The sequence below is a fragment of the Streptomyces sp. NPDC041205 genome, from assembly GCF_055591765.1.
In genome coordinates, this window is the sequence record NZ_JBVIZH010000004.1 from 242053 (window position 1) to 263537 (window position 21485).

A 21485-nucleotide genomic window follows, 5' to 3' on the forward strand; every position below is an offset into this window, starting at 1 on the left:
CGTACAACTCGTACACTGGAGGCGTCCGCACCGCACACGGGCGCCCCCGGCCGCCCAGGGAGAGTGGAGCCGCCATGACGACCGCCGCACCGAGCGCCCGCGCGCTCGCTCACCCGGCGCGCGAGGAGATCCGCCTCGAAGGCGTGCTGCACGCGCTGTCCGACCCGCTGCGCATGCTCATCGTGCGGGAGCTGGCCGCCGGTGAGGAGGCGGGCCTGACGTGCTCGCACTTCGACCTGCCCGTCACCAAGTCCACGTCCACGCATCACTTCCGGGTGCTGCGCGAGGCGGGCGTGATCCAGCAGAACTACCGGGGCACGGCGAAGCTGAACGGGCTGCGCAGGGACGACCTGGACGCGCTGTTCCCCGGGCTCCTCGACAGCGTCCTCGACGCGGCCGCGCGGCAGGTGGACCGGCTCGGTGCCTGACCTCTGCGGCGGGCCTGCCTCGCTTGGGGGTCTGGCGCCCGGCTGGCCGTGCGCCCGGAGTGGGTGGAGGGGTGCGCGTGGGCTCGGCCCGCGCGAAGTGGGGGCAGGGGTGCATGTCGGCTCGGCCCGCCCGGAGTGGGCGCCGAGGTGTGCGTCGGCTCAGCCCGCCCGGTCGGGCGGTCCGCCGCGCGCCGCCGAGAGCAGTCCCGGCCAGTCCGGGATCTTCACGGAGCCGCGCCCGAGCGAACGCCCCAGCTCCGCCTCCGCCCGCTCGATCGCCAGCCATCCCGGCCACTCGACCGGCTCGGCCCCCGCGGCACGCAGCGCCGCCGCCGGATCACCCGGCACCGCCCGCTCCAGCAGGGCCGGGGCGTCGTCGAGCAGGGACAGCGCCGTCTCCTTGGCGCAGGGGCGGTTGGTGCCGATGACGCCTGTGGGGCCGCGCTTGATCCAGCCCGCCACGTACTCGCCGGGGGAGACCGTGCCGTCGCGCAGCACCCGCCCCGCCGCGTGCGGCACCGTGCCGGTCCCCTCGTCGAACGGCAGCCCCGCCAGCGGCACCCCGCGATAGCCGACGGACCGCAGCACGAGCTGGCCCGCGATGTCCTCGTACGTCCCCGAGCCCGTCACCCCGCCACGGCCGTCCGGGAGCGTCCGCTCGAACCGCACCCCGCCGACCCGGCCGTCCGCGTCGAGCACGGCGACCGGCCGCAGGAAGAACCGCAGCCGGATCCGCCGGGCGGGCGCCTGCTCGGGCCGCCCGGCCGCCCAGCCGCGCATCACCTCGACATTGCGCCGGTTCGCGGCGGGCAGCCCCGACGGATCCGCGTACGCCGGGTCCAGCGCCAACTCCGCCGGATCCACGACGACTTCGGTGTCCGGGAGGGAACCGAGCTCCCGCAGCTCCTTCGTGGTGAACCGCGCCTGCGACGGCCCGCGCCGCCCTACCACGTGCACCTCGCGTACCGGGCTTTCGGCGAGGACGCCCAGCGCCTCCTGCGGAATGTCGGTCGGCATCAGCTCGGCGGCGCCGCGCGCCAGCATCCGCGCGACATCCACGGCCACGTTCCCGACGCCGATGACCACGGCCGACTCCACCCCGCGCACGAAGCGGTCGGGCGGCCCCGCGCCGTTGACCGTCACATCCGGGTGGGCGCTGTACCAGGACACGAACTCGGTGGCCGAGCAACTGCCGGGCAGGTCCTCGCCGGGCACGCCCAGGTGCCGGTCGGTGGCCGCGCCCACGCAGTACACCACCGCGTGGTACATGCCGAGCAGCCGCGCCGGTGACAGCGCCCGGGGCCCGATCTCGACGCCTCCGAAGAACCGCACCCGCTCGTGTTCCAGGACCGTGCGCAGGTTGTTCTGGAGGGACTTGATCTTCTCGTGGTCCGGCGCCACGCCGTAGCGCACCAGTCCGTACGGACACGGCAACCGGTCGAGCACATCGACCCGCACGTCCGGCACGCGGTCCTGCCGCACCAGACTCTGCGCGGTGTAGACCCCGCTCGGACCCGATCCCACGACGGCGACCTGCACGGTGGCGCTCCTTCCGCGAGGGTGTCCCCGGGACGCCTTGCGGCCGGCTGCTGCCCGCCTGGCATCAGCATCGCACCCCTGTGCGCCCAGGGGGAGATGTGCCGCGACGCGCGGAGGCGGGCGTGGCGGCGCCCGCGAGCCGTGTGCCGCTGTCAGGGTGCCGTGCCCCGGACCCTCGCGCGCGCCGTTCCTGGCGGAATGTGACTGTACGGCTACCGTGCGACTGTGCAGAAAGGTTCATATCGCAACGAGAATGATCATTTCCGATCGGATGGCGGGCGGACCTGGCGGGAGCCGCAGAGGGAGGCGTCGGCGTCGGTGCCCGGGTCGGGTTCGGGGGGCCCGGAGGTGTATGGCGGGGTGGGGGAGCCGCGCGGGGTGGGGCCCGCGGGGCTGGCTGGGCTGGTGGCGGGTCCGGCCGGTGTGGAGGGTGACGCCGCCCCGGGGGCGCACGGTTTGGAGGGGCGGGTGGCCCCGGGGGCGGCCGGGGTCGGGTGGCCGGGGGAGGAGGGTCTGGCCGAGGTGTCGTCGTGGTGGGCGGATGCGGGGGGTGTGGGGGCGGGTGCGCCGGAGGGGTGGGGCGTTCCGTCGGTGGGGAGTGCGGTTGGTCGGGCGGAGTCTGTGGTGGACGGGCCCGGTTGGCCGGCGGGGTGGGTCAGGGATGTGGATGAGGGGTGGTCGGGGGATGCGGCAGGGGTGGTCGAAGCCGAGGTGGAGGGGGGCATCGGTCAACCCATGGGTCCGGGAGGTGGGTTCGTCCCACTCGTGGGGCCGGGAGGCGAGTTCACCTCGCCCGTGGGCCCGGGAGGCGAGTTCACCCCGCCCGTGGGCCCGGGAGGCGAGTTCGTCCCATCCATGGGCCGGGGTGGCGACTTCGGCGCGGCGAGCGCCGATCTGGTCGCAGGCGCGGGGGATGCGGCGCTGCGGGATGACGCCCCGCCGTCGCTCTTCCACGTGCATCTCGCCTTCGGCGGCGACGGCGCCGGTGGCGGAACCGGACATGGCGGCGCCGACGGCGGCGCCGAGGGCCGGTGTTGCCCCGACGCGCCCCGCGGCGCCGACGTCCTCGCGGTCGTCTCGGACGGCCGGATCGCCATCGAGGAGATGCGCGCCCGCCCTCCGCTTCCCCTGGACGACCTCGCGGCGCTCGCCGCACGGATCGAGGGCCCCCTCAACGACGCCTTCCGCGGCCTGGCCGACCGGCACGGAAACGTCGACACGCCCTGCCGGAACGGCGGCGGCCCCGCCCAGGAGCCGCCGGGCACGCGCCGGGGCCGCCCGTCCGCGCGCCGTGGCGGCGCGGTGCGGAACGCGGCGGCGGAGGCCTATCGCGGGGCGCTGGCCGACGGCGAGGACCCCGTGCTCGCCGTGATGCGCGCGACGGGGCGCAGCCGCCGCAAGTCGCTGCGCCTGATCGCGGGGGCGCGGGACGCGGGGCTCCTGATGTCGCGCCACCACCGCCGTTAGGCACCCGTGTCCGGGGGCGTCGGCGGCCTCGGGTCTCCGGTCGCGCGCCCCTGCGCGCAGCCCGCCTCAACCTCCCGGCCGGTCAGGCCGCCACCTCACCCCGGCGTGCCCCATCAGCCCATCCCGCGCATCCGGTTGATCTCACTCGTCTGCTGCGCCACGACATCGTTGGCCATCTCCTCGACGAGAAGATTGTTGCCCTGGGAGAGCGCGTCGGTGGCCATCGTCACCGCGCCGGTGTGATGGGTGATCATCAGCTTCAGGAACAACTGGTCGAAGGCCTCGCCCTTGGCCGCGCGCAACTGCTTGAGCTGAGCCTGGGTCGCCATGCCCGGCATGCCCGCGTGGTCGCCGTGACCGTCATGACCGCCGTGTCCGGGCTTCGAGGGCTTCGCCCCTGGCTTCCCCTTCTTGGTGTGGACCTTCAACCACCGCTCCATCGCGCCGATTTCCGGCTTCTGGGCGGCGGTGATGCGGTCGGCGAGACGCTTCACCTTGGTGGACTTGGCCCGCTTCGGGACGAGTTGGGTCATTTCCAGGGCCTGGCTGTGGTGCGGGATCATCTTCTCGACGTACTCGAAGTCGGCGGAGTTCGGGCTGTCGTCGTCGGTTCTCTTCTTCGCGGCGTCCTCGGCGGAGAGCGTCGCCGCAGTCTCGCCCGGTTTGCCGGGCGCGATGACCGAAGGGCCGGTCGAGGACGGGGACTTGGCCTTGCTCCCGGAGTCCGAGTCCGAGCCGGAGTCGCAGGCCCCGAGCACGAGGACGGCCGCCGTGAGCAGTCCGGTCGCGACGCAGGCGCGCTGGACGGACGCGGCGTACGCGGGGGACGTACGGGCGGCGGACGTACGGCGGTGGGGCACGGCGACCTCCTGTGACACGCGGGGCGGTTGGGTACGTCCTAGCACGCCGATGAGCATCAGTGATCAGAAATGTTCATTACGACTGCGTTGCCATCTGTTGATTTGTACATGAGGAGCACGATACTGCGGGTGTCCGTGAACCGTTCGTCCCCGAACGGGCACAAGGGAGGACGCAGTGACCCTGTTGAACGAACCCAGAACGCGCCGCAGACGCCTGGGAGTTGTCGCGGCCGCGGCCGGGCTGCTGGCCGCGCTGCTGACCGCGGCGCCCGCCGGGGCGACCCCGGACCCGGGTGACACCCCCAAGGCCCCCAAGAAGGTGTCGAAGAGCGACGCCGCCGACACCAGGAAGGCGATATCCGACGGCAAGATTCCGGCGCCGGACGAGATAGTCCACTCCGACAACATCGAGCACCTGACGAACATCCCCAAGGACGCGCTGCCCGGGACGAACTCGGACCTCGCCTTCCAGGGCAAGTACGCCTTCGCGGGCAACTACGACGGCTTCCGCATCTTCGACATCAGCAACCCGAAGAAGCCCAAGACGGTCGCGCAGGTCCTCTGTCCCGGATCGCAGAACGACGTGTCGGTCTCCGGCGACCTGCTGTTCCTGTCGACGGACTCCTCGCGCAGCGACAGCTCCTGCTCCAGCACGACGCAGCCCGCCACGGAGAAGTCGTCCTGGGAGGGCATGAAGGTCTTCGACATCAGCGACAAGCGGAACCCGCGCTACGTCGCCGCCGTCGAGACCGCCTGCGGCTCGCACACCCACACGCTGGTCCCCGAGCGCCGCAACGTCTACGTGTACGTCTCCTCGTACGCGCCGAGCGCGTCGTTCCCCGACTGCCAGCCGCCGCACGACGGCATCTCCGTCATCAAGGTGCCGCGCAAGGCCCCGCACAAGGCCGAGGTCGTCGGCTTCCCCGTGCTGTTCCCGGGCGAGGGTCCGGACGGCGGCGGCAACCCGGGCGGGCCCACCAACCCGGGCGTCTCCAAGACCACCGGCTGCCACGACATCACGGTCCTGCCCTCCAAGGACCTGGCGGCGGGCGCCTGCATGGGGGACGGCATCCTGTTCTCCATCAAGGATCCCGAACGCCCGAAGGTGATCGACCGCGTCCAGGACAACGTGAACTTCGCGTTCTGGCACTCGGCGACCTTCAACCAGCGTGCCGACAAGGTCGTGTTCACCGACGAGCTGGGCGGGGGCGGCGGCGCCACCTGCAACGCCGAGATCGGTCCGAACCGCGGCGCCGACGGCATCTACGAGATCAAGGGCTGGGGCGACAAGCGCAAGCTCGTCTTCAAGAGCTACTTCAAGATCCCGCGCCACCAGGCCGACACCGAGAACTGCGTGGCCCACAACGGCTCGCTGATCCCCGTCAAGGGCAAGGACCTCATGGTCCAGGCCTGGTACCAGGGCGGCGTCTCCGTCTGGGACTTCACCGACTCCACCAAGCCCAAGGAGATCGCCTACTTCGAGCGCGGCCCCCTCTCCGCCGACCAACTCGTCGGCGGCGGCTCCTGGTCGGCGTACTACTACAACGGCCACATCTACTCGAACGACATGGTCAAGGGCTTCGACGTACTGAAGCTCAACGACAAGCGCACCAAGCCCGCCGAGCGGGTCCGGATGCATGAGCTGAACGTGCAGACGCAGCCGGAGTACTTCGGCTGGGACGACTGACACCCAAAACCCGTCTCGGAACCTTTGATCCGGAGGTTCCGAGACGGGTTCCCCTGTGCCACCGATGTCGTACGGCGGGGGCGTGCGGCCCCTCAGGGAACGCGTTCCGCGACCTTGGTCACGCGCTGGAGCAGCGCCTCCAGCGGGCCGCGCCGGAAGAACCGCGTCCACAGCGCCGCCAACACGGTGACGCCCGCGACGAAGCCGAGGAGCACCAGCGTCGACTGCGGCAGTTCGTCCCCGCCGAGGAGGCGGATGGCGACGATGTGCAGGACGTACGCGGTCAGCGACATGCTGCCGACCGCGATCACCGGACCTGCCAGGCGCCGGAAGCGCGGCAGCGCGTCGACGGCGAGCAGACAGGCGGCGAGCACGGCGACGGCCACGCCGGTGTTCGCCACGATCGACAGGGTCGTCTCGCTGTGCGGAGCGGCGACGAACAGCCAGCCCCAGGTGTCCTCCTCGGGCCAGCCCGCGACGTCGGACCACCAGGCCGTGCCCGTCCCGCCGGCCTGGAAGCCCGCGTCGCGCAGGGCCCGTGCGACGCCGGGCAGGTGGTGCAGCGCCAACCAGGACCCGCCGTAGCCGAGCACGGCCAGGCCCACGCCGGTGGCGGCGAGGCGGATCCGGACGGCGGTGTCCGCCAGGTCGAGCCGTGCCACGGCCATGCCCGCGATGACGAACGGCAGCCAGGACAGGGCCGGGTAGGAGCCGGTGAAGAGCAGCGAGACCAGGCCGTCCGCGGTGCGCGGCCAGGCGAGGGGGCCGGTGGCGCCACCGCCGAGGGCGCCGTCCTCGTACACCGCTCGCGCGATGAAGAACAGCAGCTGGGGGAGGACGAGCGCCGTCACCACGGCGATCTCGGCGAGCGTCCGCGCCGACAGCCGGTACAGCGGCAGGACGAGCAGGAAGTACAGACCGTAGAAGGCGAGGATCACCTCGACCGGCGTGCCGGTCATGGTGAGTGCGGTGCCGAGGGCGAGGAGCACGACGGCGCGGAGCGCGACCTTCGCCACGGCCTGGCGGCCCGCGCGGCCGGTCTTCGGCGCCCGGCGCCCCGTCATCAGGACGACGGAGAAGCCCGCGAGGAACGCGAAGAGCGCGGACGACCGGCCGTGCGCCAGTTCCATCACGAACCCCCGCACGCCGCCCGCCGTCGTGGGGTCGGGACCCACATGGGCCGCGTACATGCCGAAGACAGCGAGGCCACGGGCGAGGTCGACGCCTATGAGACGGCCGGTCGACCGCGCGTCGGCCACCGGTGGCGCGGCCGGTGCCACTGCGTTCTGTGTCATGCCCGCAAGCCTTGGCGGCGGGAACCGCGCGCCATATCCGGCAGTCGTCCGGCACCGCTCCGCCGCCTGGCCCGCCTCTCCCCCCGAACGGCTGGAACCCCCACGCCGGGTGGCTGCCGTACGGGACTGCCCCCGCGCGCCGCCGACGCCGCCGCCTAGAGTCGTCCGGGGACGATCACGAGGGCGCTCCCCTCGCGGACGGCCGGTCGCCCGGCCCGCGGGACGACGACGGCGAGGCGGGACAGCGTGATCCGGGTAGTGGTGGTGGACGACGAGGCCCTGGTGCGGTCCGGGTTCGAGCTCATCCTGAACGCGGCCGACGACGTGCGTGTCGTCGCGACCGCTGCCGGGGGCAACGCCGTGGACACCGTGCGGCGCGAGCTCCCCGACGTCGTGCTCCTCGACATCCGCATGCCGGACGTCGACGGCCTCACCGTCCTGCGGGAGCTGCGGGCACTGCCCGAGGCACCCGTGGTGGCGATGCTGACCACCTTCGACACCGACGAGTACATCGTGACCGCGCTGCGCTCCGGGGCGGCCGGGTTCCTGCTCAAGGACACCGAGCCCGACCAGCTCGCCCAGCTGGTGCGCACCCTCGCCGCGGGCGGCGTCGTGATGTCACCCAAGGCCTCGCGCTCCATGATGCGCGCCTACCCGGATCCCGGCGGCGGCACGTCCGGCGCCGACCGGGCCCGCGTGGAGCGCCTCACGGACCGCGAGCGCGCCGTCCTCGTCCTCATCGCCGAGGGTCTGACCAACGCCGACATCGGCACCCGCCTCCACCTCAGCGCGGGCACCGTCAAGGACCATGTGAGCGCCATCCTCACCAAGCTCCGCGTCACCAGCCGCGTCCAGGCGGCCCTGCTCGCCGAGCGCGCGGGGCTCCTGGACGCGGAGGGCCGGGCGGAGGACCCGCGGTGAGCGAGCGGGCGGACGACGAGGGGGTGTCGACCCCGACGGCGGGGCCGACGGCGGCGGACGGGGCTGCGGCGGACGACGAGCAGGCGTCGCGCTCCGCGGCGGGCCGCCGGGCCTCGTTCCCCTCAGCGGACCGCAGGACGTCACGGCCGTCGGCCGACCGGGCCGAAATGCTCGCGGCACTCAAGGCCCCGTGGCCGCGCCGCCTCCCCCCGTACCTCATCGACCTGGTCATCGTCGTCTGCGCGGTGATCGACATGGCCTTCAGCACCGACTTCTACGACGAGACCCCGGAGGCCCTGACCGCGGCGGCGGTGGCCTGCGCCGCGCTGGTCCTCCGGCGCCGGTTCCCGCTCGCCGTCGTCCTGCTGACGCTGCCGTCCAGTCTGATGGTCGAGCTGACGGTGCCGCCGTTCGCAGCCCTGTTCACGCTGGCCGACCGGACGCGGGACCGCAGGCTCCTCGCGGCGTGCGCGACCCTGTCGGCCGCCGCGTCCGCCTTCCCCTGGCCGCCGGGTTCGCTGACGTCCGACGACCAGACCGGGACCCTGATCTACTTCGTCTACACGCTGACGACCGCGGCCGCCCCCGTGCTGCTCGGCCAGCTCACCCAGGCGCGCCGGGACCTCTCCCGCCGCCTGGCCGAGATCGACGAGGTGCGCGAGCACGAGCGGGCGCTGCACGCGCAGGCCGTGCTCGCCCGGGAGCGCGCGCAACTGGCCCGCGAGATGCACGACGTCGTCTCGCACCAGGTGTCGCTGATCGCGGTGCGGGCGGGCGCCTGGCAGGTAGCCGCCAAGGACACCGACTCAAGGGAGGCGGCCCGTACGATCCGCTCCCTGAGCGTCAACACCCTCGACGAGCTCCGGCACATGGTCACGCTGCTGCGCGCGTCCGGCGGCCGCGCCACCGAGCTCACGCCGCAGCCCACCCTCGCCGACCTCCGGGCCCTGGTCGGCTCCAGCGGCATCGAGGCGGAGCTGACCGGCGCGCTGCCGCCGGACATCGCGACGCCCGCGCAGCGCACCCTGTACCGCACCGTGCAGGAGGCGCTCACCAACGTGCGCAAGCACGCGCCGGGCGCCCGCGCCCGCGTCCACCTGTGGGACGACGGCACGGAGTTCGGCGTCACGGTCACCAACAGCCCGCCCGGGCGCCCCTCCCTGCCCCTGCCCGGCTCCCAGCAGGGACTCATCGGCCTGCGCGAGCGGGCGGACCTGCTGCACGGCACCTTCCACGCGGGCCCCACACCGGACGGCGGCTACCGGGTCAGGCTCGGCGTCCCGAACACGGATGGCTGAGTACGCCACGCCCGCACCCGTCGCCCGCTGAGACCGGGCATACGGGCAGCCGCCGCCATGACGGACCCCGGCCGAGGCATCCGGCGAAAGGGCGAAGGGGGGGGGACGGGCCATCGGTCGCTGCCCGGCCGGCGGGTGCTGAACCAGCGCACCACCTCCGCCGTTGCCCGCACGTTCGAGCCGAGGTGCCGTGACTTCCGGTGGTCGACGGCGCCGAGGTCGACGACCGGCACCCGCATTCCCCTCTCCTGGAAGGCCGCGGCGCGGTTGGCCGTGTTCCGGACGGTCGCCTGCTCATCGCCCTGTGCCATGCAGAGCCGAATCGGCCGCCTTGGACTTCCAGTCCTTGCACACGCTGTCGGTCGCCCGAAGGCCGGCCGGCCGCCCTTTGGCTGGTTCATGTTCCCGCGTCCGACTTTCCACGCAGCTTCACGGACGCTGTGCTGGCGTTCTTGATGGCCGTCTCGATCTGGGACATCGAGGAACTGGACGTGAGTCCCGGCACCTTCGCGGTGTTGAGGGCGTAGAGCGTGAACGTGTACGGGTGCGAGGAGCCGCCCGGGCACGGGCCGAAGTACTGGCGGGAGTTGGCGCCGCTGCCCATGGCCTTCTGCTTCGCGCCGTCGAGGCCGGGGACGTCGAAGCCCGACCCCAGTTTCTCGGGGAGCGCGGGGCGGGCCGCGGGGACGTCCCAGAGGGCCCAGTGGAGCTTGTTGCCGTTGTTGGCGACGTCGGCGAAGACCACGGCGTAGGCCCTGGCGCCGGTGTCCCCCGCGCCCCAGGCCAGCGGCGGTGAGGTGTCCTGGCCCGCCGTGCCGTCCCCGGCGCAGGTGTACTTGTCGGGGATGGTGGCGTTGTCGGCGAAGGCGGTGCTGGACAGCTTGAAGTCCCCGGGCTGCGGGTCGGGTCCGCCGGAGTAGACGACGTCGATGAGCAGGATCCGGTCGTTGCCCGCCGTGCCGTCCTTGTCCGTGGAGGTGGTCAGCCAGATGTCACCGTCCGGGTCGACCTCCACGGTGCGCAGCCGGTCGTACGTCCCCTGGAAGTACGTCTTCTGCTCGACCAGGTTGGAGCTGGAGTCGATGCGCAGCCGGTAGACGCGCTGACCCTTGGTCGTGGCGACGAAGACGTGGTCGTTGACGATGGTCAGGCCGCTGGGAGAGGCGGACGCCACCGGCCAGGTCTTCTTCGGTGCGATGTAGCCGGAGCAACTGCCGCTGGTGCCCTCGCAGTTCGGCCAGCCGTAGTTGCCGCCCCGCTGGATCAGGTTGACCTCGTCCATGGTGCCGTCGCCGAACTCGGCCTGCCACAGGCGGCCCTTGGAGTCGAAGTCCAGGCCCTGCGGGTTGCGGTGGCCGATGGACCACACGGCGTTGCCGTACGGATTGTCCGAGGGGATCGAGCCGTCCGGGTTGATGCGCAGGATCTTGCCGTTGGGGGAGTTCTTGTCCTGCGCGCGGGAGTCGTTCTGGGCGTCGCCCATGCCCGCGTACAGCTTGCCGTCAGGTCCGAACCGCAGCCGCCCGCCGTTGTGGAAGCGGCTCTTGGCCATGCCGTCGAGCAGCACCTTGTAGCCGCTGAGCGTGTTGTTCTCCAGCGTCATCCGGGCGATGCGGTTGCCGTCGGACGAGGTGTGCAGGAAGTACACGAAGTGGTCGGTGGCGAAGTTCGGGGACACCTCCACGCCCATGAGGCCGCCCTCGCCGCCCGTGGTCTGGGAGTCGGGCACCTTGCCGAGCGGCGTCTTCTGCCCGGACTTGGTCAGGCGGTGCACGTTGAAGGTGTTCCGCTCGGTGAAGATCCCGGAGCCGTCCGGCAGGAACGCCACGCCCCAGGCGACGTCCACGCCGCTCGCGAGCGTCCTCACGGCGCCCGGGTCGGGGGTGCCGCCCGGCTGGGAACCAGCGGTGGTGACGCTGATCTCCGGCCCGAACGCCGACTTGTTGCCCTTGGCGTCGACGGCCCGCACCTTGAACGTGTACGCCGTGCTCGCCGTGAGGCCCGCGACGGTCGTCGACGCGGTCTCCGAGGTGCCGGCGGCGGCGCCGTCACGGTGGATCTCGTATCCCGTGACCTTCATGTTGTCCCTGGACGGCGTCCAGGCCAGGTCGACGCTCGTCGCCGTCTTGCCCGTCGTGCGCAGCCCCTCCGGGATGCTCGGGGGCTCGTCGTCGGGGGGCGCAGGCAGAGTGGCGATCGTGACGGCGTTGCTGGCGTCGGAGACGTTGGAGGCGGCGTCGCGTGCGAAGACGGTCCAGTCGTAGCTGGTCTCGGGCGTCAGGCCGGTCACCGTGGTGGCCAGGGTGCCGCCGTCGACCTGCTTCATCAACTGGCCGTGCTGGTACACGTCGTAGCCGGTGACCTTGACGTTGTCGGTGGCCGCGGCCCAGGCGAGGGACACGGAGGTGGTGGTCGGCTCCTTGTCCTTGCGCAGGTCCTTGGGAGCCGTCGGCTTCTCGGTGTCGGCCGGGCCCTGCGGGGTGACGGTCAGGCTGTCGAGGTTGGGGCCGTCCACGCCCGAGGTGGTGGCGCGGATCTTGTTCGGGCCCGACGTCAGCGTCGTGGTGACGGTGGCCGTCTTCCAGGTGGTCCAGGCGCCGGTGCCGGGGAAGGCGAGGTTGTCGGCGGCCTGGGCGCCGTTGACCGTGACGTCGAGCGGCCGGTCGGCGGACGAGCCGTTGGCGTAGCGGAAGTCGAGCTTCGTGGCGCCGGGCCGCTCCGCCTCGACGGTGAACTCGACGTACGCGTCGGACACCACGTCGAAGTTCACGAAGCCGGTGCCGGTGTGACCGGCGTGGTTGGACTCCACCTTGCCCTTGACGACCTGGGCGGACTCGGCCTCGTAGGTCGCGGCGCGGGGGAGGGGAGCGGAGTGGGCGGTGGGCAGGGCCACACAGAGCGCGGCGGTGGTGGCCACGGCCACCAGGGCGCCGAACGCCCTGGACGACCGGGGGCTGGTGCGTCTCACGGTGTCCTCCAGGGGAGCTGGTGCTGGGGGGAGGGGGGAGGAGGCGAGGTGCTGGACGCCGAGAAGGAGTTGGCGTCGGATCTGAACCGTTAGGAAGCTTTCCTGTCAGGTGAGGGAGCACGCTAAGCCTCGGATGTGTACCTGTCAACTGATCGCGTAGGACCCCGCACCCGAGCCCTCTCGTGGCCCTGCCACGGTCATGTGACTGACCATCTATACGGTGCATAGCGGCTAAAAACACCCGCACTCTAGGCGCACTCCGCTTCGGTCGTGATGGTCATTCACATGAATGAATGCCCCGAGGGGCCGGTGCGCGCCCCGCCCGCAACCGAGCCGCCGCCCCTTCCGCCGGACCGAGTGGACCCTGGAGCCCACCGTGGGCCCCGCCGTCCGGGGCCGCAAGGGACGTCTCTTCTGGTGGGCGGTGTGGTGGCCCCTCGGATGGTCCGTCGCCCTGGTCGTGACGATCACGACCCTGCTCGGCGAGGGAGACGGCGGCTTCGGTCCGCCCCGCCGGGTGATCTGGCGTGACGGGGCGGGCCGCGCCCACCTCGTCTTCCGCGGCATCGCCGACGAGTACCAGGTCCTGGAGGAGGGCTGGGACCCCCCGCCTGGTGAGCGCGCTCGTCGGCCTGCACCAGTCCTTCGACCCCTCGGACGGCGCGCCGTCCGACGGCTGGTACGGCGGGTGAGCGCGCCCCGGCACACGGGCCGGACCGCGCTCACGTGCCGCCGCGCTAGTCCCTGCGGTACTGCGCGGGCGAGTTCTTCGTGCCCTCGTCCTCGTAGGAACCGGCCTTGCCCCGGTCCACGTGGAACGTCGTCAGCGTGCTGACGGGCGAGCGCGGGTCGCGGCGGTCGCCGATGACACGCATGTGCGCGCTGAAGCGCTCCGGCGTGACCTCGTACACGTCGTAGCCGTACCGGTTGCCCTCGAAGTACTTCAGATGCGGGTTGGCCTTGCCCATCAGGGGGCCGTTGGCCGCGTTCCACTCCGCGGAGTACGCGCCGGACGTCACCGAGTGCGCGGTGAACTCCGTGCCCACCAGCGGGGATTCCGGCTGGTCGAAGTCGGTGCGGACGTCGTCGACGAACGCCGAGTGCCAGTCGCCGGTGATGACGACCAGGTCCTCAAGGCCGCTCTTGTGCACGTGCCCGAGGACCTCCTTGCGCTCGGCGAGGAAGCCGTCCCACTGGTCGGTGAACATGTACGAGCCGCCGGGCCGCCCCCGGAGCTGGCTCAGCATGATCGAGTTGGCCCAGACGTGCCAGGCGTCGGGGGCGCGGTCGACGGTCTTCTTCAGCCACGCCTTCTGCTCGGCGCCGAGGATCGTGCCGTCGGGCAGGTTCTGCGCCGAGCGGTACGAGCGCAGGTCGAGGACGGCGAGTTCGAGCAGGTCGCCCCAGCGGCGCACGCGGTGGATCTCCGGGTCGGGCAGGGCCGACCCGCCGAAGGAGTCCCGGTGCGGCATGTGCTCGAACCACGCCTGGTACGCGGCCGCGCGCCGCCGCATGAACGGCGCGCCGCCGCCGGTGCCGCTGTAGTCGTTCACGACTTCATGGTCGTCCCAGGTCAGGAACCACGGGTGAGCGGCGTGCGCCTCGCGCAGCGACGTGTCGCCCTTGTAGAGAGCGTGCCGTTTGCGGTAGTCGGCGAGGGTGAGGATCTCCGGGCCGTCGTGGTCGCGCACGTGCTTCTCGGGTACGCCGCCGACCTGGCCGTGCTCGTAGATGTAGTCGCCGAGGTGGACGACGAAGTCGATCTTCTCGCGGGCGATCCCGCGGTGCGCCGCGTAGAAGCCGTCATGGAACGCCTGACAGTTCGCGGCCGCGAAGGTCACCTTGGAGACGCGGCCGCGCGGCGCCGTCTTCGTACGCCCGACGCGGCTGGTCCTGCCGAGCGCCTTGAACGCGTACCAGTAGTGGCGCCCGGGCGCGAGGCCGCCGACCGGCACGTGCACGCTGTGGCCGAGCGTCGCGGACGCGGGCGCCGTGCCGCGGGCGACGACGCGCCGCAGCCCCGGGTCCTTGGCGACGACCCAGTCGACCTCGACGACCTCGGGCAGTCTCTGCTCCGCAGCCAGGGGTTCGGGCGCGAGTCTGGTCCAGAGCACCACCGAGTGCGGTTGCGGATCACCGGAGGCCACGCCGAGCGTGAAGGGCGCGCGGTCGTACTCGGCGCCCAGGTTCTCGGCCGCCTCGCGCGCCTGCGCGGGGGTCAGGCCGGAGGCGAGCGGCCAGGCGAGGCCGAGCGCGCCGGCGGCCGCGGCGGACTTGAGCAGGTCACGGCGGTTGACGGTCATCGGCGGTCTCCGGCGGGCTCGAGGGTGAGGGAAAGGGCGTCCGCGTAGCCGTCGTTGGAGGTTCCGCCGCCGCTGCGGGTGAAGACGAGGAGGACCCGCGCCGAGCGGGCCGTGGGCGGCACCGCCGCCTCGGCCGTGCGCTCAAGCAGCCCCGTGCGGCCTTCGCGGTCGGCCGCGCCGACGGGGCCGAGGACGCTGAGGGCGACCGGGGTGCCCTTGGCGTCGCGGAACTCCACGGAGAGGCGCGCGCCGTCCTCCTGCGTCGCGTAGCCACCGAGCCACGCCGTCACGGTGTACCGCACCTTGCCCGCGTCGACGGCGCGCCGCCCCGTGGGGCCGCTCCGGGGCAGGGGGATGTCCTGGACCAGCGTGGTCCGCGGGCTGTTCCCGCCTGCGAAGAAGCGGCTGCCGCGCCGGGCCGGACCGGGGTCCGCGGGCGTCGGGTAGCCCCCGCCGAGGCTGTAGGCGATGAGCGCGGGGGCTCCCTGGGCGACCTTCCAGCCGCGGACCGTCGCGACGGGGTCGGCCGTGCCGCCCGCCCCGCTCTCCGCGTCGCCGTTGACGACGAGATTCACGCACGCCTCCTGTTGATCGGTGAGTTGAGCGCGGTCAGCCCACCAGCCCCGCATGAACCAGGAGAAGCGTTTCGGCGAATTCTGTTACCGGCCTGACGCCGGAGCCGGGGTCCCCTCCGTTCCCGTGACGCCATGACCACAGCGGGCTAGGTTGAGGGCGGCAGGGGCCGACCGACCAGGGGGAGTCGTCATGACGTACGACGTATCGCTCATCAACAGCAACGTGCCGCACTCGGCGCGCATCTGGAACTACTGGCTGGGCGGCAAGGACTGCTACGAGGTCGACCGTCGGGTCGGCGACGAGATCCGGGCTGCCAACCCGGAGATCACCGAGATCGCCCGCGCCCAGCGGGCCTTCCTGGCACGCGCGGTGACCTACCTCGTCGCCGAGGCCGGGATCCGGCAGTTCCTGGACGTCGGCACCGGGCTGCCCACCGCGGACAACACCCACGAAGTCGCCCAGCGGACCGCCCCCGAGTCCCGGATCGTCTACGTCGACCACGACCCGATCGTCCTCGCCCACGCCGCGGCCCTGCTCACCAGCGCCCCCGAAGGCGCGACCGACTACATCCAGGCCGACCTGCGCGACCCCGGCACCATCCTGGAACGCGCCGCCGCCACCCTGGACTTCACGCGGCCCATCGCCCTGATGCTGCTCGGCATCACCGCCCACCTCACCGACGACTCCGCGTACGAGGTCGTGGCCCGCCTGACCGGCGCCCTGCCGTCCGGCAGCCACCTCGTCCTGTGCGACGACACCGAGGTGATCCGGCCCGAGCAGATGCGCCGGATGATCGAGCAGTGGAACGAGGCGGGCGACAACCCGCGCGTCAACCGCAGCCCCGAGGAACTCGCCCGGTTCTTCGACGGCCTGGACCTCGTCGAGCCCGGCCTCGTCTCCGTGTCCCGGTGGCGCCCGGAGCCCGGCGGATCCACGCCCCCCGCGGAGGTCGACGACTTCGGGGGCGTCGCCCGCAAGCCCTGACCCTGGCCCTGACCACGGCCGGGCGGCATTTTTTCCATCTCTTCCTCCCGCGCATCAACCTCCCGTGCCCGAGATGACTCTTCCTTCGCAACGGCCCTCGTCCTGACCAACTGACCAGGGGGCCAGAACAAGGAGGGGAACTGTGCGCACGCACAGATGGAGAAACGCCGCTCTTGCCACCGGCATGGCCGGGGTGCTCGCCGCCACCGGAGCGACCGCCGTCGCCGAGACGGGCAGCACCCAGGCCACACCCCAGGTGCCCGACCTGCGCGCCGACGTGAACCGCGACGGCACCGTCGACGTCGAGGGCACCGCCGACTCGGCCGGCGAGAACACCTGGACGGCGACCCGGGGCGCCGTCGTCCTGCCGAACGTCGACGACGACGCCAAGCGCTGCCCCGTCAAGGACGCGCAGGGCGAGCCCCTGACGGACGCCAAGCTGGCCCGCTGCAACGACGCGTCGGACACCAAGGTCAACGGCGCGCGCGACGCCGCCGACCTGGCCCGGCTCAAGACCGTGCCGCTGCCCAAGACCCCGGCGGGCAGCCACGGCACCGCCAAGACGGTCGGCGCCGGCGCCAAGAAGTCCCGTCTGTTCATCAAGCGCGACGGCCGCTGGACCCTGCTGCGGCCCACCGACAAGCTGACCACCAAGGAACTGCGCGACGGCGTCGAGCTGGGCGTCGAGGCGACCGACGTGGTGCGCGACGCGGCGAAGTGGAACGGAGAGGTGAAGGTCCGCTTCACCGTCACCGGCGGCGGCACGTCCCGCTCCGACGACGTCGTGCTGCGCACCGCCCCGGTCCTCACCCACCACCACCTGCAGCGCACCGAGGAAGTCCTCGTCACCGAGGTGCAGGGCCAGGGTCCCTACAGCCGCGCCCAGCAGAAGTTCGTCAAGGACCTCGCCAAGAAGGTGAAGGACGCCGGGATAGCCAAGCCCATGACGAAGTTCACCAAGTACGCCGACCCCTGGGCGCAGGACTTCGTCGAACCGGCCTACGCGAGCGTCCCGGGCCCGGGTGGCAAGCAGCACACCATGCGCGTCCTCATCCGTTCCGCGCAGCCGGACCGGGACGCCGGACGTGAGCTGTTCGAGAAGCTGCGCGGACCCGACGTCGGCGTCGTGCAGGTCAACGGGGTGCGCGACAGCGAGGAGTGGACGCTCAACTCCATGGGCAACCTGGAGACCATTCCGCCGTACACCCTGAACGGCAAGAGCTACCCCGCCGGACGCATCATCCAGGGCTACCGCGCCGACTCCGGCTCCAAGCCCGCCAAGGCGATGCGTACGTTCCTGAAGTCGCAGGGCGTGCAGGCGCCGCTGCTGCTCGACACGTCCTGGCTGACCGTCGGCCACGTGGACGAGTTCATCCAGTTCCTGCCCGCCGACACCCCGCGCGGCTGGCGCATCGGCGTCGCCGATCCGGCCATGGGCGTGGAGTTGCTCGCCAAGGCCAAGCGGGACGGCCACGGCGCCAAGAAGATGTTCTCCGTACCGAGTTCCCCTGACGTCCCGGCCCCCAAGGAGACCATCGACAAGGTCCTCGCCTCGTCGAAGTTCCACGCCGACAACAAGCTGGCGGCCGAGCGCATCAAGGCGAACCTCGACATCCTCAAGCGCGAGACCGGCATCACCGACGACGAGATCGTCAAGGTGCCCGGCCTGTTCACGCGCGACGGGGACGAGAGCAGCGCCCTCAGCGACAGCCGCAAGCTGCGCCGCATGGGCCCCGACCGGCTGCAGAAGTTCAACCAGCTGCGCGGCGCCGACGAGCAGAAGGACCGCGGCGGCGACGGCGCGGCCGCCCGCCAGGCGCCCACCCGGACGCACAGCGCCTACGTGCCGGGCGCCGTCAACGGCGTCCTGCTCACCCCGACGCGCTACCTGGCGCCCCAGCAGTGGGGCCCGGTCATCGGCGGCCGTGACATCTTCACCGACGCCGTGACCTCGGTGTACGCCAAGGCGGGCTTCAAGACGACCTACATCGACGACTGGTACACGTACCACCTCGGCATGGGCGAGGTGCACTGCGGCACCAACACACTGCGCGACGCCACCGCGCCGTGGTGGCCCAAGGCGTAGGGCCGTCCCCGCGGGACCGGCGCGCCACCACGGGCGCCGGTCCCGCATCCCGTCACCGGGTCGAGCCGCCGTAGCGCGTCTGCCGTCGGCGAATCTGCCGACGGCCAAGAAGCAGGCCGGGCCGCCTCCTCGCGATCCACAGTGGATCTCACCGACCGCACCACGACGAGGAGGCCGTGCGATGACACCGCCGTACACCCTGCCGCACACCGCCGGGACGCCCAGGCCGGCGTTCCCGCGCGCCGAGGACGGGGACACCCCCGCCAACCGCTTCGACGACCAGCTCGCCGCCCAACTCCTCGGCCAGCGCATCGTGTTCCTCGGCACCCAGGTCGACGAGGTCTCCGCGAACCGTGTCTGCGCCCAGCTCCTGCTGCTGTCCGCCGAGGACCCGCGCACCGACATCAGCCTGTACATCAACAGCCCCGGCGGCGGCGTGTACGCCGGACTCGCGATCTACGACACGATGCGGCTCATCCCGAACGACGTGTCCACGCTCGCCATGGGATTCGCCGCCAGCATGGGCCAGTTCCTGCTCACCGTCGGCACCCCCGGCAAGCGCCACGCGCTGCCGAACGCGCGCGTCATGATGCACCAGCCGTCGGCCGGTGTCGGCGGCTCCACCGCCGACATCGCGATCCAGGCGGAGAACCTGGAGTTCACCAAGCGGACCATCGAGAGGATCACCGCGGAGCACACCGGGCAGTCCCCGGAGACCATCGCCCGCGACGGCGACCGCGACCGCTGGTTCACGGCCGAACAGGCCAAGGAGTACGGCATGGTCGACCACGTCGTGACGTCGCTCGCCGACGTCCGCCCGGCGGCCTCGAAGCGACGGATGGGGCTGTAGAGATGGACCACTCCACGCGGCAGGCGGGCCCGTACCCGATGACCATGAGCCAGTACACGATCCCGACCGTCGTCGAACGCACCCCGCAGGGCGAGCGCGCGTACGACGTCTACAGCCGACTGCTCTCCGAGCGCATCATCTTCCTCGGCACCGAGATCGACGACGGCGTCGCGAACGTCGTCATCGCCCAGCTCCTCCACCTGGAGTCGGCCGCACCGGAGCACGAGATCGCGCTCTACATCAACTCGCCCGGCGGCTCCGTCACCTCACTCATGGCGATCTACGACACCATGACGTTCGTCGGCGCGCCGATCTCGACGTTCTGCGTCGGCCAGGCCGCCTCCACCGCGGCCGTGCTGCTCGCGGGCGGCGACCCCGGGCGGCGGTTCGTCCTGGAGCACGCCCGGGTGCTGCTCGGCCAGCCCGCAAGCGGCGGCCAGCAGGGCACCGTGTCGGACCTGAGCCTGCACGCCAAGGAAATGGTCCGGATCCGCGCCCAGGTGGAGGAGGTCCTCGCCCGGCACACCCATCACGACGTGGCGACGCTGCGCGCGGACACCGACCGGGACAAGGTCTTCACCGCGCAGGAGGCGGTCGCCTACGGACTCGCCGACGAGGTCGTCAGCCGCCGCCGGGCGGTGGCGGTCTGAGCGGCGCGCCCGCCGCGTACCGGGTGACGACCGGCTCCAGATAGTCGGCACGGCGCGCGGGGTCGGCGTGCGGACCGGCCAGCTCCGCCACCTCGGCCCGGGAGCCGACGAACGCGATCCGGTCCAGCTCCGGCTCGCGGCCCCGGGCCGTCTCGGCGGACACCACGGCCGCGAAGCGCTCGCGCAGCAGCACGGCCGCGCGGGGCGGAGCGAGGAACAGCACGCCGACGCTGCCGTGCGCCCCGCGCGTCACGAGCCACAGCCGCAGCTCCCCGGGCACCGACTCGACGCCGGTCTCCTCGGCCAGCTCCCGGGCGGCGTGCCCGCGCAGCGCGGCCAGGTCGAGGACCTGGCCGTCGGCGGGCGGCTCCACGCAGCCGCCCGGCAGCAGCCAGCGGCCGGGCGTGGACGTCGAGGGCCCCATGCGGCCCACGAGCAGGCGGCCGTCGCCGGTCGGCTGCACGACGTCGACGAAGAGCCCGGGCAGGCGCGCGGTGGCCCCCGGGACCCACCGCAGCGCGTAGCGCCGGTACGTCGTCCTGGCCCAGGTGAGGACCACGCCGTGCGAGCCTTCCCGGGTCAGCCCCGTGCACGCCGCCACCGGTCCGTCGAAGAGGCTCGGGTTGGCCCGGACCGCCTCGTCCCAGACGCGGTCCATGGCCAGCCGCTCCCACGGCGGCGGCTCGGGCGCGGGCGCCTCCACGAGGCGGACGCGGTGTACGTCCAGGAGCTCCACGCCGGGCGGGGGTGACGCCGGACCGGTCGTCCCGGCCGGGATTCCGGGCACCCTGGGCCTAGGCGGCGAGCCGGAGCTGGGCCCGGTGCGTGCCGTGGTTCGTTGTGCCGCGCGGCGCCGCGAGCGGGGTGGTGACGATGGACACCGCGCGCTGCTGGGGTGCCGTGGCCGGGCGCTGCCGGGCCGTCGCGGTGGGCGTCGCGACCCGCTGGTCCCGGGCGCGCGGGCGGCGCGCGGCGGCGAGCAGTTCGCTGTGGGCCAGCGCGAGGAGGTCGGCGAGGTCGAGGCCAAGGGCGGCGGCCGCCGCGGCGAGCACTTCGGAGGACGCCTCCTTGCGGCCGCGCTCCACCTCGGAGAGGTACGGCACCGAGATCCGCGCCGCGTCCGCGACATCCTTCAGCGTGCGCTCCTGGGCGCGGCGTTCGCGGCGCAGCACGTTCCCGACGAGGTGGCGCCACAGGGGCTCTTTGGGGGCGGGGCCGGGGCCCGGGGTGGCGCCGGGCGCGGGCGCGGTGGCCGGGGTGGCTTGCGGCGCTGCGGCCTCGGGGTCCCGGGACGGGCGCGCGGGGCGCGCGGGCCGCAGGGGGATGACGCGGGCGGCGGCCCGGCCCGCCTGGTGCGGAGGGCTCGTGGGATTCGTCGGGTTCGTCGCGTGGCTGCTCACGGCTTCAGGTTAGGAGTGGTGTTCCCGCGGTGGTTCGCGTTCTGCCGATGGCGTAGCGCGTTCTGCCCAGGGCGAAGTGCAAGGGAGAAGTCCAAAGGGGAAGGTCCAGGGCGAAGTCCTGGGGTGGGCGCGCCGCATGGCCGAGCCGGGCACGGGGCACGCTCGTCCGCGAC

Annotated in this window: 17 protein-coding genes; 9 read left to right on the forward strand and 8 right to left on the reverse strand. The window is 72.5% G+C overall.

The features are described 5' to 3' along the window. The first annotated feature begins 74 nt into the window (after positions 1-74). Positions 75-428: an ArsR/SmtB family transcription factor gene (locus ACZ6BG_RS20880; RefSeq protein ID WP_469003465.1), complete on the forward strand. Its 354-nt coding sequence runs from the start codon at positions 75-77 to the stop codon at positions 426-428. Positions 429-587: 159 nt separating this feature from the next. On the opposite strand, the gene ACZ6BG_RS20885 is transcribed toward ACZ6BG_RS20880, so the two are convergent. Continuing rightward, positions 588-1967 carry an FAD-dependent oxidoreductase gene (locus ACZ6BG_RS20885; RefSeq protein ID WP_469003467.1) on the reverse strand — a complete coding sequence of 460 codons (1380 nt, stop codon included), beginning with the start codon at positions 1965-1967 and terminating at the stop codon, positions 588-590. Positions 1968-2822: 855 nt separating this feature from the next. On the opposite strand from ACZ6BG_RS20885, the gene ACZ6BG_RS20890 reads away from it, so the two are divergent. Beyond that, on the forward strand, positions 2823-3434 hold the full coding sequence (locus ACZ6BG_RS20890) for a DUF6214 family protein (RefSeq protein WP_469003469.1): 612 nt from the start codon (positions 2823-2825) through the stop codon (positions 3432-3434). A 113-nt stretch (positions 3435-3547) separates the two neighbouring features. On the opposite strand, the gene ACZ6BG_RS20895 is transcribed toward ACZ6BG_RS20890, so the two are convergent. Further along, complete coding sequence (locus tag ACZ6BG_RS20895; RefSeq protein WP_469003471.1) at positions 3548-4294, reverse strand: DUF305 domain-containing protein; 747 nt, start codon at positions 4292-4294, stop codon at positions 3548-3550. 175 nt (positions 4295-4469) lie between these two features. Here ACZ6BG_RS20895 and ACZ6BG_RS20900 point away from each other — a divergent pair, with 175 nt between their 5' ends. Next, complete coding sequence (locus tag ACZ6BG_RS20900) at positions 4470-5981, forward strand: LVIVD repeat-containing protein (protein ID WP_469003473.1); 1512 nt, start codon at positions 4470-4472, stop codon at positions 5979-5981. A 92-nt stretch (positions 5982-6073) separates the two neighbouring features. Here the strand turns inward: ACZ6BG_RS20900 and ACZ6BG_RS20905 are convergent, their stop codons facing one another. Next, positions 6074-7276, reverse strand: coding sequence for a DUF418 domain-containing protein (locus tag ACZ6BG_RS20905; protein ID WP_469003475.1), 1203 nt, complete (start codon positions 7274-7276; stop codon positions 6074-6076). Between the two features lie 246 nt (positions 7277-7522). On the opposite strand from ACZ6BG_RS20905, the gene ACZ6BG_RS20910 reads away from it, so the two are divergent. Continuing rightward, positions 7523-8197 carry a response regulator gene (locus ACZ6BG_RS20910; protein ID WP_469003477.1) on the forward strand — a complete coding sequence of 225 codons (675 nt, stop codon included), beginning with the start codon at positions 7523-7525 and terminating at the stop codon, positions 8195-8197. Positions 8198-8364: 167 nt separating this feature from the next. Continuing rightward, a complete protein-coding gene (locus ACZ6BG_RS20915) occupies positions 8365-9495 on the forward strand; it encodes a sensor histidine kinase (protein ID WP_469004121.1) in 1131 nt (376 codons plus the stop codon). A 397-nt stretch (positions 9496-9892) separates the two neighbouring features. Here the strand turns inward: ACZ6BG_RS20915 and ACZ6BG_RS20920 are convergent, their stop codons facing one another. From ACZ6BG_RS20920 to ACZ6BG_RS20930, 3 genes are all read right to left on the reverse strand, one after another. Beyond that, complete coding sequence (locus tag ACZ6BG_RS20920) at positions 9893-12463, reverse strand: PQQ-dependent sugar dehydrogenase (RefSeq protein ID WP_469003479.1); 2571 nt, start codon at positions 12461-12463, stop codon at positions 9893-9895. Positions 12464-13200: 737 nt separating this feature from the next. After that, positions 13201-14766 (reverse strand): alkaline phosphatase D family protein, encoded by a 1566-nt coding sequence (locus ACZ6BG_RS20925; RefSeq protein WP_469003481.1) that lies wholly within the window; start codon positions 14764-14766, stop codon positions 13201-13203. Continuing rightward, positions 14763-15341 carry a phosphoesterase gene (locus ACZ6BG_RS20930; protein WP_469003483.1) on the reverse strand — a complete coding sequence of 193 codons (579 nt, stop codon included), beginning with the start codon at positions 15339-15341 and terminating at the stop codon, positions 14763-14765. The genes ACZ6BG_RS20925 and ACZ6BG_RS20930 overlap by 4 nt, the downstream gene beginning before the upstream one ends. 190 nt (positions 15342-15531) lie before the next feature. On the opposite strand from ACZ6BG_RS20930, the gene ACZ6BG_RS20935 reads away from it, so the two are divergent. The 4 genes from ACZ6BG_RS20935 to ACZ6BG_RS20950 all read left to right on the forward strand — a co-directional run bounded on the left by ACZ6BG_RS20935 (position 15532) and on the right by ACZ6BG_RS20950 (position 19912). After that, positions 15532-16326 carry an SAM-dependent methyltransferase gene (locus tag ACZ6BG_RS20935; protein WP_469003485.1) on the forward strand — a complete coding sequence of 265 codons (795 nt, stop codon included), beginning with the start codon at positions 15532-15534 and terminating at the stop codon, positions 16324-16326. Between the two features lie 184 nt (positions 16327-16510). Then, positions 16511-18412, forward strand: coding sequence for a protein-arginine deiminase domain-containing protein (locus ACZ6BG_RS20940; RefSeq protein ID WP_469004123.1), 1902 nt, complete (start codon positions 16511-16513; stop codon positions 18410-18412). 181 nt (positions 18413-18593) lie between these two features. Then, a complete protein-coding gene (locus ACZ6BG_RS20945; protein WP_469003487.1) occupies positions 18594-19262 on the forward strand; it encodes a ClpP family protease in 669 nt (222 codons plus the stop codon). Between the two features lie 44 nt (positions 19263-19306). Continuing rightward, on the forward strand, positions 19307-19912 hold the full coding sequence (locus ACZ6BG_RS20950; protein ID WP_190117179.1) for a ClpP family protease: 606 nt from the start codon (positions 19307-19309) through the stop codon (positions 19910-19912). Here the strand turns inward: ACZ6BG_RS20950 and ACZ6BG_RS20955 are convergent. Together ACZ6BG_RS20955 and ACZ6BG_RS20960 are read right to left on the reverse strand one after the other, a co-directional pair. Further along, on the reverse strand, positions 19884-20648 hold the full coding sequence (locus ACZ6BG_RS20955; RefSeq protein ID WP_469003488.1) for an NUDIX hydrolase: 765 nt from the start codon (positions 20646-20648) through the stop codon (positions 19884-19886). The genes ACZ6BG_RS20950 and ACZ6BG_RS20955 overlap by 29 nt on opposite strands. Positions 20649-20706: 58 nt before the next feature. Then, positions 20707-21237 (reverse strand): helix-turn-helix domain-containing protein, encoded by a 531-nt coding sequence (locus ACZ6BG_RS20960; RefSeq protein ID WP_469004125.1) that lies wholly within the window; start codon positions 21235-21237, stop codon positions 20707-20709. Between the last annotated feature and the right edge of the window lie 248 nt (positions 21238-21485).